The following is a 14,182-nucleotide window of genomic DNA, read 5'->3' as shown; positions in this document are numbered from 1 at the left end:
ACGGTCGTCCGCCCGGAGTCCGCTCCTTCGTCCGGACGACACGTCGCCCGCCGTCCGCCCGAGCCGCGCACGTGTGCGAAGCCACCGCGCCTGCCGCGGCCGTCGTCGGCGCCGATCCCGCACGGGGCGTCGGACCGGTCTCCGGATCCGGTCTCCCCGCACGCCGCTCCCACCCGGCACCCCCTGCCGACTTCCGCGGCCGGCGGAACCCCCGCGGCCGGATGCCCGTCTCGATCCACGGGAGCCGACAGGAGGCGCAGACATGGAACGGCGTGCGTTCATCGGAGGCGGCGCGGCCGCGCTCGCGGCGGTCACCACGGCCGCGTGCCACAGCGGCACCACCGAGGGGACGGCCGGCGCCCCGCGGACCACCGCCGCGGCCGCCGCGTCCACCTCCTCCCGCACCGCGCTGCGGACCACCGGCGCGGCGGCCGCCGCGAACTGGGCCGCGCTGGCCCGTGACCTGGACGGCAGCCTGGTCCGTCCCGGCGACGCCTCCTGGAACGTGGCCCGGCAGCTCTACAACACCCGTTTCGACTCGCTCAGGCCCGCCGCGGTCGCGTACGTGGCGCACGCCGACGACATCCGGTCCACCCTGGCGTACGCCCGCGCCCACCGGCTGCGCGTGGCGATCCGCAACGGCGGCCACTCCTACGCGGGCTGGTCCTCGGGGGACGGCCGGCTGGTCGTCGACGTGTCGCGGCTGAACCGGGTGCGCGCGGGCGGCGGCACCGCGGTGGTCGGCGCCGGCGCCAAGCTGATCGACGTCTACCGTGCGCTCGCGGCGAAGGGCACCACGGTCCCGGCGGGATCCTGCCCGACCGTCGGGATCTCCGGCCTGGTGCTCGGCGGCGGCCACGGCGTGGTCTCCCGTGCCTACGGCCTGACCTGCGACAGCCTGACCGGGGCCACGCTGATCACGGCGGACGGCCGGCAGCTGACCGCGAACGCGCGTGAGAACAAGGACCTGTTCTGGGCGCTGCGCGGCGCGGGCAACGGCAACTTCGGCGTCGTGACGGAGCTGCGGTTCCGCACCCACCCGGCCCCCCAGGCCGTGTCGGCGTACCTGACCTGGCCCTGGACGCGGGCCGCCGCGGTGGTCAGGGCATGGCAGCAGTGGGGCCCCGGCCAGCCGGACGAGATCTGGTCCGCCCTGCACCTGGAGAACACGGCCGGCGGCACGCCGACGGTGTCCGTGTCGGCGTTCTCCCTCGGCACGTACGGCGAACTGCAGAACGCGGTGGACCGCCTGGCCGCGGCGATCGGCGCCCCCGCGCGCCACGTCACGCTCCGGCGCCGGTCGTACGAGCAGGCCATGGAGGTCTACGCCGGCTGCTCCTCCTTCCGGACGGACGCCCAGTGCCATCTGCCCGGCCCGACCCCGGGCCGCTCCGCGCGGGGCGCGCTCGGCCGGGAGACGTACGCGGCGCGGTCGGACTTCTTCGACCGCTCGATCCCGGCGGCCGGCATTCAGGCGTTGCTGTCCCAGGTGCGGGCCGTGCGGGGCGGCTCGGGCAGCGTCGCGCTCACCGCGCTCGGCGGAGCGGTCAACCGCGTCGCGCCGACGGCGACGGCCTTCGTCCACCGCCGTTCCCGGATGCTCGCCCAGTACCTGGTCTCCTGGCGGCCCGATGGCGGGGGCGCCTCGCGGCCCTCCGGCTCCCGGGCGGGCTCGGCGGCCCAGTCGTGGCTGGCGGCGGTGCACGGCGCCATGAGGCCGTACGCCTCCGGCGCGGCCTACCAGAACTACGCCGACCCGGCGCTGACCGACTGGCGCCGGGCCTACTACGGCGACGCGGCGCCCCGCCTGGCCCGGCTGAAGGCGCAGTACGACCCGAACCGCATCTTCACCTACCCACAGGGGCTGTAGGCCCGGAGCGGGGCAGGGGCCCCGGAGCACTACGCCCCGGTCTTCCGGGGCACTACGCCCCGGGCTCCACACCGCCCGGTGGTCCCGCGCCCCGGCGGTTCCCCGGTCGCCGGACCGCCGGACCCGTACCGCTCGCCGGCGGCGTCCGGGACGCCGCGCTCACCGGGTCCCGCTCCTCGGCGGGCCCCGCCGCCATGCCCCGAGACCGCTCCTCGGCGGATCCCGTCGCTACGCCGCGAGGTCCCGCTCCTCGGCGGGCCCCCGGTCCTCGGCCCGGGCGCCCGCGACCAGGCCGTCCCGGTCCACGCCGGACCGCGTGCGCGCCCGCACCAGCCACCCGCCCCACGACGACCGGTCGACCGCCCTCAGCACCGGCGTGAGCAGCGCCATCGCCGGCGGGGACAGCAGCAGGGCCACCGCCGTGCCGAGGGCGAAGCCGCCGACCACGTCGGTCGGGTAGTGCACTCCCATGTAGACGCGGCAGAACCCCTCGAGCAGGGCGAGCGCGATACCGGCCAGCCCGAACCGGCGGTTGGCGACGAACAGCGCGACGCCCATGGCCATCGTGATCGTCGCGTGGTCGCTCACGAAGGAGAAGTCGGACTTGCCAGAGATCAGGACGTCCAGCCCCTGATGGTCCTTGAAGGGCCGGGGCCGCTCCACGAATCCCCGTATCGGCACGTTCACCAGGACCGCGATCCCGGCGGCGAGCGGCGCCCACACCAGCGCGGCGACGGACGGCGCCGCCTCGGACCCGCCCCGGCGCCGCACGGACCACCAGCACCACAGCACCAGCAGCACCATGGCGAGCAGCAGTCCGTACTCGCCCACGTACTCCATGACCCGGTCGAACCAGTGCGGCGCGGCCTTGGCCAGGCCGTTGATGTCGTAGAGCAGGTCGACGTCGGGGTTCGACCCGGATTCGGCGAGTCCAGCCATGGTGCTGCGGCCCCTTCGTCGTGTTCCTCGGACGCACCCTGTGTGCGCCGCTCCTGCCCACCCCCGTGGTGTAGATCCGCTTCCGCTGCACGCGTGTGCGACACGCGCTCCGTCCGACGTCCGCTCGGCCTACGTCACCAGGAACGCACGACCTTGATTGATACGTTCCACACTCCACCGAATGATCACGCAGACGTTATCGAAGAGAGACTCGTCTGCGCAGCTCAGGGGGCGGGTTCACGCTGGGTTCACACCCGTGTGGGGAGCGCTTTCGCGCCATCCTCGGTGACCCGGGTGGCGCCGAAGTAGTCCGGCGTGTCGATCGGGTCGAACCGGATCACGGCCCCCGTCCGCGGTGCGTCGATCATGTATCCGCCGCCGACGTAGACACCCACGTGGCGGATGGCCCGGGAGTTGGTGAGGTCGTCCGAGAAGAACACCAGGTCGCCGGGGAGCAGCTCGTCCCGCTTCGGGTGCGGCCCCGCGTTGTACTGGTCGTTGGCGACCCGCGGCAGGGTGACCCCCACGCTCGCGTACGCGGCCTGGGTCAGACCCGAGCAGTCGAACCGTCCGCCCTGCTCGGGGGTGCCCTCACCGCCCCACAGGTAGGGCGTGCCGAGCTTGCTCTGGGCGTACGAGATCGCGGCCGCGGCCTGCTTGGACGGGTCGACCCGCGTGACCGGCGCGGCGAAGCTCTCCGCCAGCGTCAGGATCGTCCTGACGTAGTTCTGCGTCTCCGCGTACGGCGGCACGCCCCCGTACCTGATGACCGCGTACGCCCCCGCGTTGTACGACGCGAGCATGTTCCGGGTGAGGTTCCCGGGCACGTCCTTCACGTACTTGGCCAGCTCGCAGTCGTACGACGCCGCCGACGGGATCGCGTCATTCGGGTCCCACACGTCACGGTCGCCGTCGCCGTCGCCGTCGATGCCGTGCGTGTTCCAGGTGCCGGGGATGAACTGTGCGATGCCCTGCGCCGCGGCGGGGCTCCTGGCCTCCGGGTTGAAGCCGCTCTCCTGGTACAACTGCGCGGCGAGCAGGGCCGGGTTGAGGGCGGGACAGAGATTGCCCCATCTCTGAACGAGCGTCTGATAGGCGGCGGGAACAGCCCCCTTGGCCAGCCCGACCCCTCCCCGGCCGGCGCCGCCCGCGAGGTTCCCGCCCACGACGTACACCCCGACGACGAGCACCATGACGAAGCTGAGGCCCAGCCCGACCGCGACACCACCGGCCACCCATACTTTCCGCACGGCTCAACCCTCCCCCACCCACGCCCCGTTCCATGCCGCTTCCACCGCGTGCCCGTCCGGCCCGCGGGCATTTCGGCCAGTTCCCTTCCCCTCGCGGCCGATCCCGTCGGTCCCGTCCGCCTGCCGCCTGCTCCCCCACCGGTACCGCCGCGCGGAACCACGGGACGTTGTCCGGGCGGCCACCGCGGTCCGTGCGCGCGGGGACTGCCGATTGTTCCGCGCGCCCGTCCAACAGACCATGCCACACGCGCCAGTTTCGCGGCGGGGCTGTGGACAACCGTCGTGACCGGTGTCTCCTCCCGACGCGCGCGGGCCCGCGGCCGCGCCCGGCCCGCCCCGGTGACACGCCGGACCTGAGGCAGCCTCCCGCCCGGCGCCGGTCCCCCCAGTCCGGCCATGCCACGGCCGGGTCACCCGATCGGAGCATCAACCGGCCGCACACGGTGGCGCGGGCAGGGGCCGCGCCCGGTCACACGGTCACACGGTCACGCGAGCTGCCGCCCCCCAGCGCGGATTCGAAGCACGGGGACGACCGCCCGCGGGCCGCCGCCGGAGGCCCGGCCACTCCAGCTCACCGCCCCGGCTCAGCTCGCCGCCTCCTCGTACAGCTCCGCCGCCTCCCGCCCGAGGACGACACTGTAGGAGACGTCGGCCGTCGAGCCGCCCCGCTCGTGCCCGCCGAGCACCCCGACGAGTTCCCCGTTCCCGCCGATCCACGGGCTGCCGCTGGTGCCGCCGGTGAAGTCGGGGCAGCGGACGCGCTGCTGGGTGCGGCTGAGGGCGTCCGGCTCGGCGGTGCAGCGGACGGGCACGTCCCGGGACCGCGGATAGCCGGTGACCGTCACCGCCGTCGCCCCGGTGGCCGTTCCGGTGACGAAGCGGTTGCCGCCGACGGCGTCCTCCACACCTCTGCCGTCCTGGTGCGCGACCACCGCGAACGCCACGTCGCTGTCCTCGTCCCGGCCCTCGGCCCACCGCCCGGGCACGAGACGCCGCTGGACCTCCCATGTCCCGTAGGGCGCCGCGCCGTCGCGGTACCCGGGCACGAACACGAGGTCGGTGTCGCCGTCCAGGCAGTGGGCCGCCGTGACGACGAGGTCGCGGCCGGGACTGTGCACGACGGAGGCGGTGCAGAAGTGGTCGCCGCGCGGGGCACCGGCGTCGTCCGCCGCGAACAGCACCCCCACCCGCGCGGACCACGCGCTCGCCACCGCCTCGGTCGTGACCCCGAGGGGGCCGGGGCCGTCGTCGGCGGCCGCGACAGAGGCCGAGGTGGCGGCCAGGAGGAGCAGCGCCCCGAGCAGGGCACCGTGCCGGCTCCGGGCACGCCGGCGGGCGTGCCGGGCGGGGCTCCGCCTGTGTGAGGTGCGCTTCATCAGGCCTCACTCCGTACCCACGGCAGTGCGGGACAGATCCCGGCTTCCCTGAGATTCTCGCCGCAACCCGCGCCCGCCGCACCACGAGCGCCCGCTCACCGCGGCCTCCCCGGGACCCGGCTCCGGTCCGGAGCGGCGCACGAAAGCGGAATCGACCCCTCCCCGATCGAACGTCAGTTCATATACGCTGAGGAACCGTCACGCGTCGCGCACGCTCCAGCGGCCCGGAGGAAAGGGGAGACCCGTGAGACCATCGAGAGGGCACCTCACCCGACCGGCCGTCAGGAAAGGTGCCGCGACGTGAAGAAGGTCAACGACGGAACCACACGCCGGGTTTCATTCCGACCTCATTGCCCGGCGTAACCCGCCGTGATACACAGAGTGACCACACGGCCTTCTCGCACACCGCCCCACCAGCCGCTTCGCGTGGCCGGCGACCGGCGGTGGCAAGGTGTTCGTACGAAACCCGCCAATCAATGACGCCAAGTCGACATCCGGCTGCATCATTGTCGGCGAGAATGATGCCTGACCTCTGCACGCTCGCAGAGGCAGGCGGAACTACCCAACAGGGGCGGTGACTTACATGCTCTTTGCGGCCGACAAGGGAGACATCAACACCATCATCGGCGGGATCGCTCCGGACTGGGGCCCCTTCGGCAGCCTGGGCAACGAGGCGAAGGTGATGATCGAGGTGGTGATGGCGGTGGCCATCCTGCTCTGCCTCGGCATCGCCATCTGGGGCGCCGCGAAGCAGCGCATCGGCGCCACGGCCCTGCGCGACACGTTCAGCGCCGAACAGGGCAAGGGCCTGATCATCGCTGGCCTGACGGGAGTCTTCATCATCGGATCCCTCGGCACGCTCTTCACCATCGTGTACGGCATGGCCGTGTAACCGGCGCACCGCCCGCGCACGCCGCGCACGGCGCTCCGCCGCCGCCGTCGGTCAGCCCCTCCGGGCGCGCCCGGTGCCCCCGCTGCCCCCACCCACCCACCGTGCCCACCGGCTGAGGTTGCGTTTCCCTGATGTCCTGTCACCACACCGCCTCCGCGCGGGAACCAGCACGGCTACCGTCGTACTTCCACGCGTTCCGGTACGAGGTCGAGGGGGCGTACGGGGCATGAGTTACGGAGACGAGCACCGGTACGGGGAGTCCGCGCGCGCCGACGACGAGCTGTTCGGCGGCAGCGGGCAGACCCGCACCCGGCTCCCGGACCGGGCCGGCGACCCCTACGGGGGTGCGCGGCGGGGCGGCCGCTCGTCCTCGCGCAGCCTGGTCACGGTGGTCGGCGTGGTCGTCCTGCTGATCGCCGCGATCGCCTTCGCGAACCGTGGCGGCGACGGATCCTCCTCGGCGGACGACCGCGGCGGCGAACCGGCCGGCGCGGCGACGGCGGCGACGGGCAAGCGCCCGGTGACGACGAAGACGGGCGGCATCCCCTCGGGCTTCACCCACGACGCCCAGGGCGCGCAGAGCGCGGCGGCGAACTACGCCGTGGCGCTGGGCTCCACGAACATGTTCAAGAAGGACACCCGGCACTCCCTCCTGGACCTGCTGTACACCCCGGCCGCGGCCACCCGGCTGCGCGGCCCCATGGACCAGGCCTACTCGGCCGAGTTCCTCGGCAAGGTGGGCCTGGACTCCAACGGCGACCCGCCCACCGGGAGCACGTTCGTCTCCCGTGTGGTCCCGGTGGGCACCACCGTGCAGCAGTACGGCGACAGCACGGCCAAGGTCGCGGTCTGGTACATGGGGCTCATCGGCATGTCCGGGGAGAGATCGACCGACCCGGTCACCTCCACCTGGAAGACCTGGACGTTCACCCTGCAGTGGACCGGCGGCGACTGGAAGATCGCCGCCGACTCGCAGCAGGACGGCCCCGCCCCCGTGCCCGGCGACGACAGGGCCGCCACCTCCGACGAGATCAGCAAGGCCATCGACGAGTACGGAGGGTTCACCTATGCCCGGTAGCCGTCACCCCCTGCTCAGGCTCGCCGGAGTCGTGACAGCCGTCCAGACGTCGGTCGTGCTGCTCGCCACCCGTGCCGTCGCCGACCCCTCGCCCAGTGCGACACCGTCGGACGGCGCCAGTCCCTCCCCATCAGCCGGCGACAACCGCTGCGAGCTCATCGTCGGCGAGGCACGGAAGTACTGCGAGAGGGGCAACGAATCCGGGTCCAACGGCTCCAACGGCCTCACCACCGACCCCACCTCCACCCTCGACCCCCTCTCCTCCCTCGCGCAGGGCTGCGCCGACGCCGCCTCCTGGACCATCAAGCAGCTCAGCAAGGCGGTGCAGGAGACCGCCGAGGTCGACTTCACCAACCCCACCTTCCGCAAGCAGTACGCCGTCGTCTTCGCGGCCTCGGCCATCCTGACGCTGCTGCTGTGGCTGCTGGCCGTCGCCAAGCGGGCCGTGCGCGGCGTCCCGCTGACCACCGCCCTCTCCGAGGCCGTCGGCTTCCTCTGGCTGACCGTGCTCGCCTCCGCCTTCACCCCGCTGATCCTGTACACCGTCGTCTCCGCGACCGACAGCGTCAGCGACGTCCTCGCCAAGGCCACCGGCAACCAGACGGACACCTTTTTCGGCACGTTCGCCGAAGCGCTGGACAAGGGCACGGACATCGGCGGCGGCCCGATCATGCTGATCCTGGTGTCGCTCGTGTCGATCCTCGCGGCCGGCGTCCTCTACCTCGAACTGTTCCTCAGGGCCGTCCTGCTCTACGTCGGCGCCCTCCTCGGCGTCGTCGTCTACTCGGGCCTCGTCGACAAGAACCTCTGGGGCCACGTCCGCCGCTGGGCCGGCATCATGATCGCCGTCATCCTGGTCAAGCCGGTCATCGTCATCGTGCTCGGCCTCGCCAGCGCGCTCGCCGCGGACGACGGGCCGGACGCGCTCGGGGCCGTCGTCTCCGGGCTCGCCATCATCCTGCTGGCCATCTTCGCCAGCGCCATGATCTACCGCTTCGTCCCCGGCTTCGGAGACGAGATCGCCGCCTCCCGCAACAACCGCATCATGCAGGGCGCCGAGGGCAAGGCCGCCGCGGTCCTCAGCTCGCCGGCCAACATGGTGGCCCAGGGCATCAAGACCCACAGCACCCGGGTCGACGCGGGCGGTTCCGGCGGCGGCGCCCAGTCGTCCGCCCCGCGCCCGGCCAACCCGTTTTCCGGCGGCGTCTCCGCGCACAGCACCCGCGTCCCGGACAGCGGCGGAACCGTCCCTTCCGCCGCACCGGCGCCCCGCTCCCCCAGCCCGGTGAACACCCCGCACGCCGGCAGCACCCGCAACAGCAGCACCAACCGCACAGGAGGTGACGGGCGTTGACGACCGACTCCCACGTGTCCCACGCGGTCACGCCCCGCCGTACGTACCTGATCGGCCGCGCCCGGCCGAACGCGATCATCGGCCGCAACCGCGAGACCGGCGAGATCGCGCTGATCGTCCTGGGCGCGTTCATCGGCATGATGTGCGGACTCCTCGTCCCCGTCCTGTCCGTGCGCATCGTGCTGCTGGCGGGCTTCCCGATGCTGGCGCTGGCCGCGGTCTACGTGCCCTACCGGCACCGCACCTTCTACAAGTGGTTCGAGATCAACCGCAGCTACAAGCGCACCGTCAAGCGCGGCGCCCTCTACCGCTCCGCCGCCATGGAGGCCGGCACCCGCCTCGACGGCCGGGAGATCGAGGTGGGCCCGCCGCCCGGCATCGGCCGCATCACCTGGCTCGCCGCGCCCTTCGGCCCGGACGAGATCGCCGTCCTGCTGCACGCCGACCGCAAGACGGTCACCGCCGCGATCGAGATCGAGGGCCCCGGCGTCGGCCTGCGCGACTCCGAGGACCAGGAGGCCCTCGTCGACCGCTTCGGCACCCTGCTGAAGCACGTGGCCAACGGCGACGGTTTCGTCACCCGCCTCCAGATGCTCGCCCGCACCCTGCCCGCCGACCCCGACGCCCACGCCAAGGACGTCGCCCAGCGCGGCGACGAACGCGCTCCGCACTGGCTCCAGCGGTCCTACGACCATCTGCAGTCGATGGTGTCCACCAGCAGCGAGCAGCACCGCGCCTACCTGGTCGCCTGCATGCACTACACCCGCGAGCTCGCCGCCGAGGCGCAGGCCATGGCCCGCGCGGCCCGGCCCGCCGGCGGCCGCAAGCTCGACCGGGACGCCGGACTCGCCGTCGTCATGGCCCGCGAACTCACCGACATCTGCTCCCGGCTCCAGGAGGCGGACATCCGCGTCCGGCAGCCGCTCGGGCAGGGACGGCTCGCCTCGCTCATCCACTCCATGTACGACCCGGACCACCCCATCGACCACATCCAGGCGATGACGCAGCGCAACGCCTGGCCGGCCGAGCTGGACGCCATGGAGCCGACCTACCTCCAGGCCAAGACCCGCGAGTCCTCCACCCGCGAGCCCTGGTGCCACGCCACCGCCTGGGTCAAGGAGTGGCCGATGACCCCGGTCGGCGTGAACTTCCTCGCCCCACTGCTCGTCCACACCCCCGACGTCATCCGCACCGTCGCCGTCACGATGGACCTCGAACCCACCGAGGTCGCCATCGAGCGCATGCTCACCGAGAAGACCAACGACGTCGCCGAGGCCAGCCGCGCCGCGAAGATGAACCGCACCGTCGACCCGCGCGACGTGGCCGCCCACCACCGCATCGACCAGCGCGGCGAGGACCTGGCGAGCGGCGCCGCCGGCGTCAACCTCGTCGGCTACATCACCGTCTCCTCCCGCACCCCCGAGGCGCTGGCCCGCGACAAGCGGACCATCCGCGCCTCGGCCGGAAAGTCGTACCTGAAGCTGGAGTGGTGCGACCGCGAGCACCACCGCGCCTTCGTGAACACGCTCCCGTTCGCCACCGGAATCCGACGGTAGGGGCTGATGCTCTGATGCGGGACCCGCTGACCGCCCTCACGGACGCCTTCACGTCCTTCCTGTTCGGGAAGGTCGAGACCACCCGGCTTCCCGTGCGCACGTCGACAGGCCAGGCCCAGGCGGTCTACCTGCCGACCGCCGCCCCCGGCCTCGGCGACTCCGGCGTCATCATCGGCCGCGAGGTCTACTCCGGAAAGGGCTACATCTACGACCCCTTCCAGCTGTACGGCCAGCAGCTGCCCGCGCCCCACTGGCTGGTCCTCGGCGAGTCCGGCAACGGCAAGTCGGCCCTGGAGAAGACCTACGTCCTGCGCCAGCTGCGCTTCCGCGACCGCCAGGTCGTCGTCCTCGACGCCCAGGGCGAGGACGGCGTCGGCGAGTGGAACCTCGTCGCGGATGAGCTGGGGATAACGCCGATCCGGCTGGACCCGACGGCCGCCCTGAACCACGGCATCCGGCTCAACCCACTGGATCCGGCGATCACCACGACCGGGCAGCTCGCCCTGCTGCGGACGATCATCGAGGTGGCCCTGGGCCACGGCCTCGACGAGCGCTCCGGCTTCGCGCTGAAGGTGGCGCACGCCTACGTGAACGAGACGATCGTCGAGCGCCAGCCGGTGCTCAGCGACATCGTCGAGCGGCTGCGCCACCCCGAGCCGGAGTCGGCGGAGGCGATGAACGTCGCCATAGACGACGTCCGCGCCTGGGGCCTGGACGTGGCACTGGTCCTGGACCGCCTGGTCGACGGCGACCTGCGCGGCATGTTCGACGGGCCCACCACGGTCGGCATCGACCTGGACGCCCCGCTGATCGTCTTCGACCTGTCCCACATCGACCGCAACTCCATCGCCATGCCGATCCTGATGGCCATCGTCGGCGTGTGGCTGGAGCACACCTGGATCCGCCCCGACCGCAAGAAGCGCATCTTCCTGGTCGAGGAGGCCTGGCACATCATCAACAGTCCGTTCGTGGCGCAGCTGTTCCAGCGGCTGCTCAAGTTCGGGCGCCGTCTCGGCCTGTCCTTCGTCGCGGTCGTCCACCACCTGTCCGACGTGGTGGACGGCGCGGCGGCCAAGGAGGCGGCCGCGATCCTGAAGATGGCGTCGACCCGGACGATCTACGCCCAGAAGGCCGACGAGGCCAGAGCGACGGGACGGGTCCTAGGCCTGCCCCGCTGGGCCGTGGAGATCATCCCCACCCTCACGCCCGGCATCGCCGTGTGGGACGTCAACGGCAACGTCCAGGTGGTCAAACACCTGGTCACCGAGACCGAACGCCCACTGGTCTTCACCGACCGCGCGATGACCGAGTCCGCCAGCGACCTCCAGGACGACGCCCTGCGCGCCGCCGAGCTGGAGGCCGAGCAGCGGGCGGCGGCCTTCGTGGAACAGCACATCGGCGACCTGGACGGCTCCTCCGAGTCGACGGTGGCCTAGGAGGCGGCGTGCGACCGGACGACCGCGACCGCGGACAGGCCGCCCACCGGGACGGCCGGACCGGCGTGCCCGACGGGCTGCTGGTCGGTCTGCTGGGGTTCCTCCTCGGCATGACGCTGCTGGTCTGGACGGCCACCGGCCTCGCCGGCCTGTTCGCGCACGGCGCCTGGCCGTCCGGCGTCACCTTCGCCCGTACGCCGCTCGCCATGCGCCACCTCGTCGGCCGGCCGCACGACCTGCCCGGCGCCTGGCCCGACACCCCTCCCGGCGGGCTGTCGGGATACGGGCTGTTCTGGGGGCTGTTCATCGGCCAGCTGATGGTGCTGTTCGTACTCACCGTGTTCGTCATCGGCACCGTCGCGCGATGGCGCGCGGGCCGGCTGCGCAGACGCGCCGAACACGCGGCGAAGCGCGAGCGACCCACCCCCGACACGGCCCCCCACCCGCACGCGGTCCCCGCGCCGGCACCCCACGAGGTCCCGGCCCAGAGGACGGCCGCACAGCCACCCGAACCGCCGCACACCCAGCCCGAGCAGCCACAGCAGTCGCAGAAGACCGAGCAGGCCCAGCAGCCGGAGCCGGTGGGGGCACCGCGGCCCGCGGCCCCTGGGGGCCCGTCCGCAGTCCTCGCCGCACCCTTCGGCCAGGCCCCCACCGCCGACGGGAGGACGGTCGTCCTCGGCTCGCGCGAGAGCCGCCGGTCCACCGCGGCCCAGGCCGTCCGCGACGCGGCCGGCCCCGCCCTCGTCGTCACCTCGAACCCCGGCCTGTGGCAGGACACCAAGGACGCCCGGGCCAAGCTGGGCCCGGTCCTGCTCTACGACCCCCTCCACCTCTGCGACACCCCGGACCGCCTGCACTGGTCCCCCATCGCGGGCTGCGCGGACCGGACGACCGCGACCGCCCGGGCCACCGCCCTCCTCGCCCCCGTCCGCCCCACCGCCAGGATCGACCAGGCCGTGAGCGACACGGCGGAGACCCTGCTGCGCAGCTACCTGCACGCCGCCGCCGTCGACGGCCGCACCGTCCGCCACGTCCACCGCTGGGCCCAGGGATCCCAGGTCCAGGACGCCGTACGGGTCCTGCGCACCCACCCCAAGGCGGCGCCCGGTGCGGCGGGCGAACTCGAGGCCGCGCTCACGTCGCACCCCGAACGCCGCGACATCGCCCAGGAGCTGACGAGCCGTGCCCTGGCCTCGCTCTTCACGGTGAACGTCCGCGAAGCCTGCACTCCGCACCGAAATGATGCGCTCGCCCTGGATTCCTTCGTCCACGAAGAGGGAACGCTCTATGTGATGGGGCAGTCCATCGAGGACCCGCGCACCGATCCGGGCGCGATGCCCCTGCTGACGGCACTCGCCCAGAGCGTGGTCGAGCACGGCCGGCGCATGGCCGAACGGTCATCCTCCGGTCGGCTCGACCCACCACTCACCCTCGTCCTGGACGACGTGGCCGCCGTGGCCCCACTGCCCGACCTCCCGGACCTGCTGTCCACGGGAGCGGACCGCGGCCTTCCGACCCTGGCCCTGCTCCGGTCACGCGAACAGGCCCGTGCCCGCTGGCCGCACCGGGAGCTGCCGGTCTAGGCCTCAGGGGCGCGCGAGCACGAACTCCAGCTCGCTCTCCTCCGAGTCCGCCGACAAGGACACGGTGTGCCCGCTCGGCTCGAAGCCGATCCGGCGGTAGAACCGCTCCGCCCGCCCGTTGTCCTCGTGCACGATCAGCCGCACCCGCTCCAGGCCGATGTGCCAGGCCCAGCTCAGCGCCTCGTCGAACAGCACCTCGGTCAGTCCGCACCCGCGGTGCTCGGGCCGCATGTACACGCCCACGAGGTGCCCCTGGCGCCGCTCGACCGGGCACCCGGCCCAGTCGCGGCTGCCGGCCTCCTCGACGAGGACCGTGACGCTGCCGACCCACGCCCCGTCCGGCGCCTCGACGATGAACTGCCGCGCGTCCGGCGCCCCTTCGGCAGCCCCGGCAGCCCGCTCCCGCCAGTAGGACTCCGGCTTCGCCGTGGCCTGGTCATAGGTCTCCAGGAAGGCCAGGTGCGCCACCGGGTCCTGGAGCGCGAGAAGCCGCAGCGCCTTGACCTCGGACCACTCGTCGGCGCGTATGGCACGGACGACGTACTTCTCATCACTGCTGGGGCTGCTCATGACGGCAACCGTACGGCAGGTGCGCCGACCGCCGGCATCCCTTTTTTGTCCCGGAAATGCAGAAGGCCCCGCACCATACGGTGCGGGGCCTTCCCACAAATTGTTCGGCGGCGTCCTACTCTCCCACAGGGTCCCCCCTGCAGTACCATCGGCGCTGTGAGGCTTAGCTTCCGGGTTCGAAATGTAACCGGGCGTTTCCCTCACGCTATGGCCACCGAAACACTATGAAACTGACAACCGCACCACACACCACTAGATGTGCGGGGTCGTTCGTG

Annotated in this window: 11 protein-coding genes and 1 rRNA gene; 7 read left to right on the top strand and 5 right to left on the bottom strand. The window is 72.6% G+C overall.

The features are described 5' to 3' along the window. Window positions 1-262 precede the first annotated feature (262 nt). Window positions 263-1,870, top strand: a complete 1,608-nt coding sequence (locus ABZ920_RS07875) for an FAD-binding oxidoreductase (protein ID WP_361499943.1) — start codon at window positions 263-265, stop codon at window positions 1,868-1,870. A gap of 228 nt (window positions 1,871-2,098) precedes the next feature. Here the strand turns inward: ABZ920_RS07875 and ABZ920_RS07870 are convergent, their stop codons facing one another. From ABZ920_RS07870 to ABZ920_RS07860, 3 genes are all read right to left on the bottom strand, one after another. Then, window positions 2,099-2,809, bottom strand: a complete 711-nt coding sequence (locus ABZ920_RS07870) for a phosphatase PAP2 family protein (RefSeq protein ID WP_361499941.1) — start codon at window positions 2,807-2,809, stop codon at window positions 2,099-2,101. 248 nt (window positions 2,810-3,057) lie between these two features. Continuing rightward, the gene (locus ABZ920_RS07865) at window positions 3,058-4,002 is read right to left on the bottom strand and encodes a bifunctional lytic transglycosylase/C40 family peptidase (protein ID WP_361500426.1); all 945 of its coding nucleotides are present in this window, start codon (window positions 4,000-4,002) and stop codon (window positions 3,058-3,060) included. A 641-nt stretch (window positions 4,003-4,643) separates the two neighbouring features. After that, window positions 4,644-5,435, bottom strand: a complete 792-nt coding sequence (locus ABZ920_RS07860; RefSeq protein WP_361499939.1) for a trypsin-like peptidase domain-containing protein — start codon at window positions 5,433-5,435, stop codon at window positions 4,644-4,646. Window positions 5,436-6,018: 583 nt separating this feature from the next. On the opposite strand from ABZ920_RS07860, the gene ABZ920_RS07855 reads away from it, so the two are divergent. The 6 genes from ABZ920_RS07855 (at window position 6,019) to ABZ920_RS07830 (ending at window position 13,337) form a co-directional block, all read left to right on the top strand. After that, entirely contained in the window at window positions 6,019-6,327 is a 309-nt protein-coding gene (locus tag ABZ920_RS07855) for a hypothetical protein (protein WP_003991275.1), read from the top strand. Between the two features lie 226 nt (window positions 6,328-6,553). Beyond that, a complete protein-coding gene (locus ABZ920_RS07850) occupies window positions 6,554-7,405 on the top strand; it encodes a hypothetical protein (RefSeq protein ID WP_361499937.1) in 852 nt (283 codons plus the stop codon). Then, window positions 7,395-8,759 (top strand): hypothetical protein, encoded by a 1,365-nt coding sequence (locus ABZ920_RS07845; RefSeq protein ID WP_361499935.1) that lies wholly within the window; start codon window positions 7,395-7,397, stop codon window positions 8,757-8,759. The genes ABZ920_RS07850 and ABZ920_RS07845 overlap by 11 nt, the downstream gene beginning before the upstream one ends. Beyond that, window positions 8,756-10,315 carry an SCO6880 family protein gene (locus ABZ920_RS07840; RefSeq protein WP_361499933.1) on the top strand — a complete coding sequence of 520 codons (1,560 nt, stop codon included), beginning with the start codon at window positions 8,756-8,758 and terminating at the stop codon, window positions 10,313-10,315. The genes ABZ920_RS07845 and ABZ920_RS07840 overlap by 4 nt, the downstream gene beginning before the upstream one ends. A gap of 14 nt (window positions 10,316-10,329) precedes the next feature. Next, window positions 10,330-11,751 (top strand): ATP-binding protein, encoded by a 1,422-nt coding sequence (locus tag ABZ920_RS07835; RefSeq protein ID WP_361499931.1) that lies wholly within the window; start codon window positions 10,330-10,332, stop codon window positions 11,749-11,751. A gap of 8 nt (window positions 11,752-11,759) precedes the next feature. Further along, complete coding sequence (locus ABZ920_RS07830) at window positions 11,760-13,337, top strand: TraM recognition domain-containing protein (RefSeq protein WP_361499929.1); 1,578 nt, start codon at window positions 11,760-11,762, stop codon at window positions 13,335-13,337. 3 nt (window positions 13,338-13,340) lie between these two features. On the opposite strand, the gene ABZ920_RS07825 is transcribed toward ABZ920_RS07830, so the two are convergent. Both ABZ920_RS07825 and rrf read right to left on the bottom strand, forming a co-directional pair. Then, entirely contained in the window at window positions 13,341-13,907 is a 567-nt protein-coding gene (locus tag ABZ920_RS07825; protein WP_361499927.1) for a GNAT family N-acetyltransferase, read from the bottom strand. Window positions 13,908-14,009: 102 nt separating this feature from the next. Continuing rightward, window positions 14,010-14,126, bottom strand: a 5S ribosomal RNA gene (gene rrf, locus ABZ920_RS07820). Between the last annotated feature and the right edge of the window lie 56 nt (window positions 14,127-14,182).

This window comes from Streptomyces sp. NPDC046831 (assembly GCF_040645305.1).
In the GTDB taxonomy this organism is placed as follows: domain Bacteria; phylum Actinomycetota; class Actinomycetes; order Streptomycetales; family Streptomycetaceae; genus Streptomyces.
Note: the sequence above shows the minus strand (reverse complement) of the source record. Positions and strands in the feature narration are given on the sequence as shown.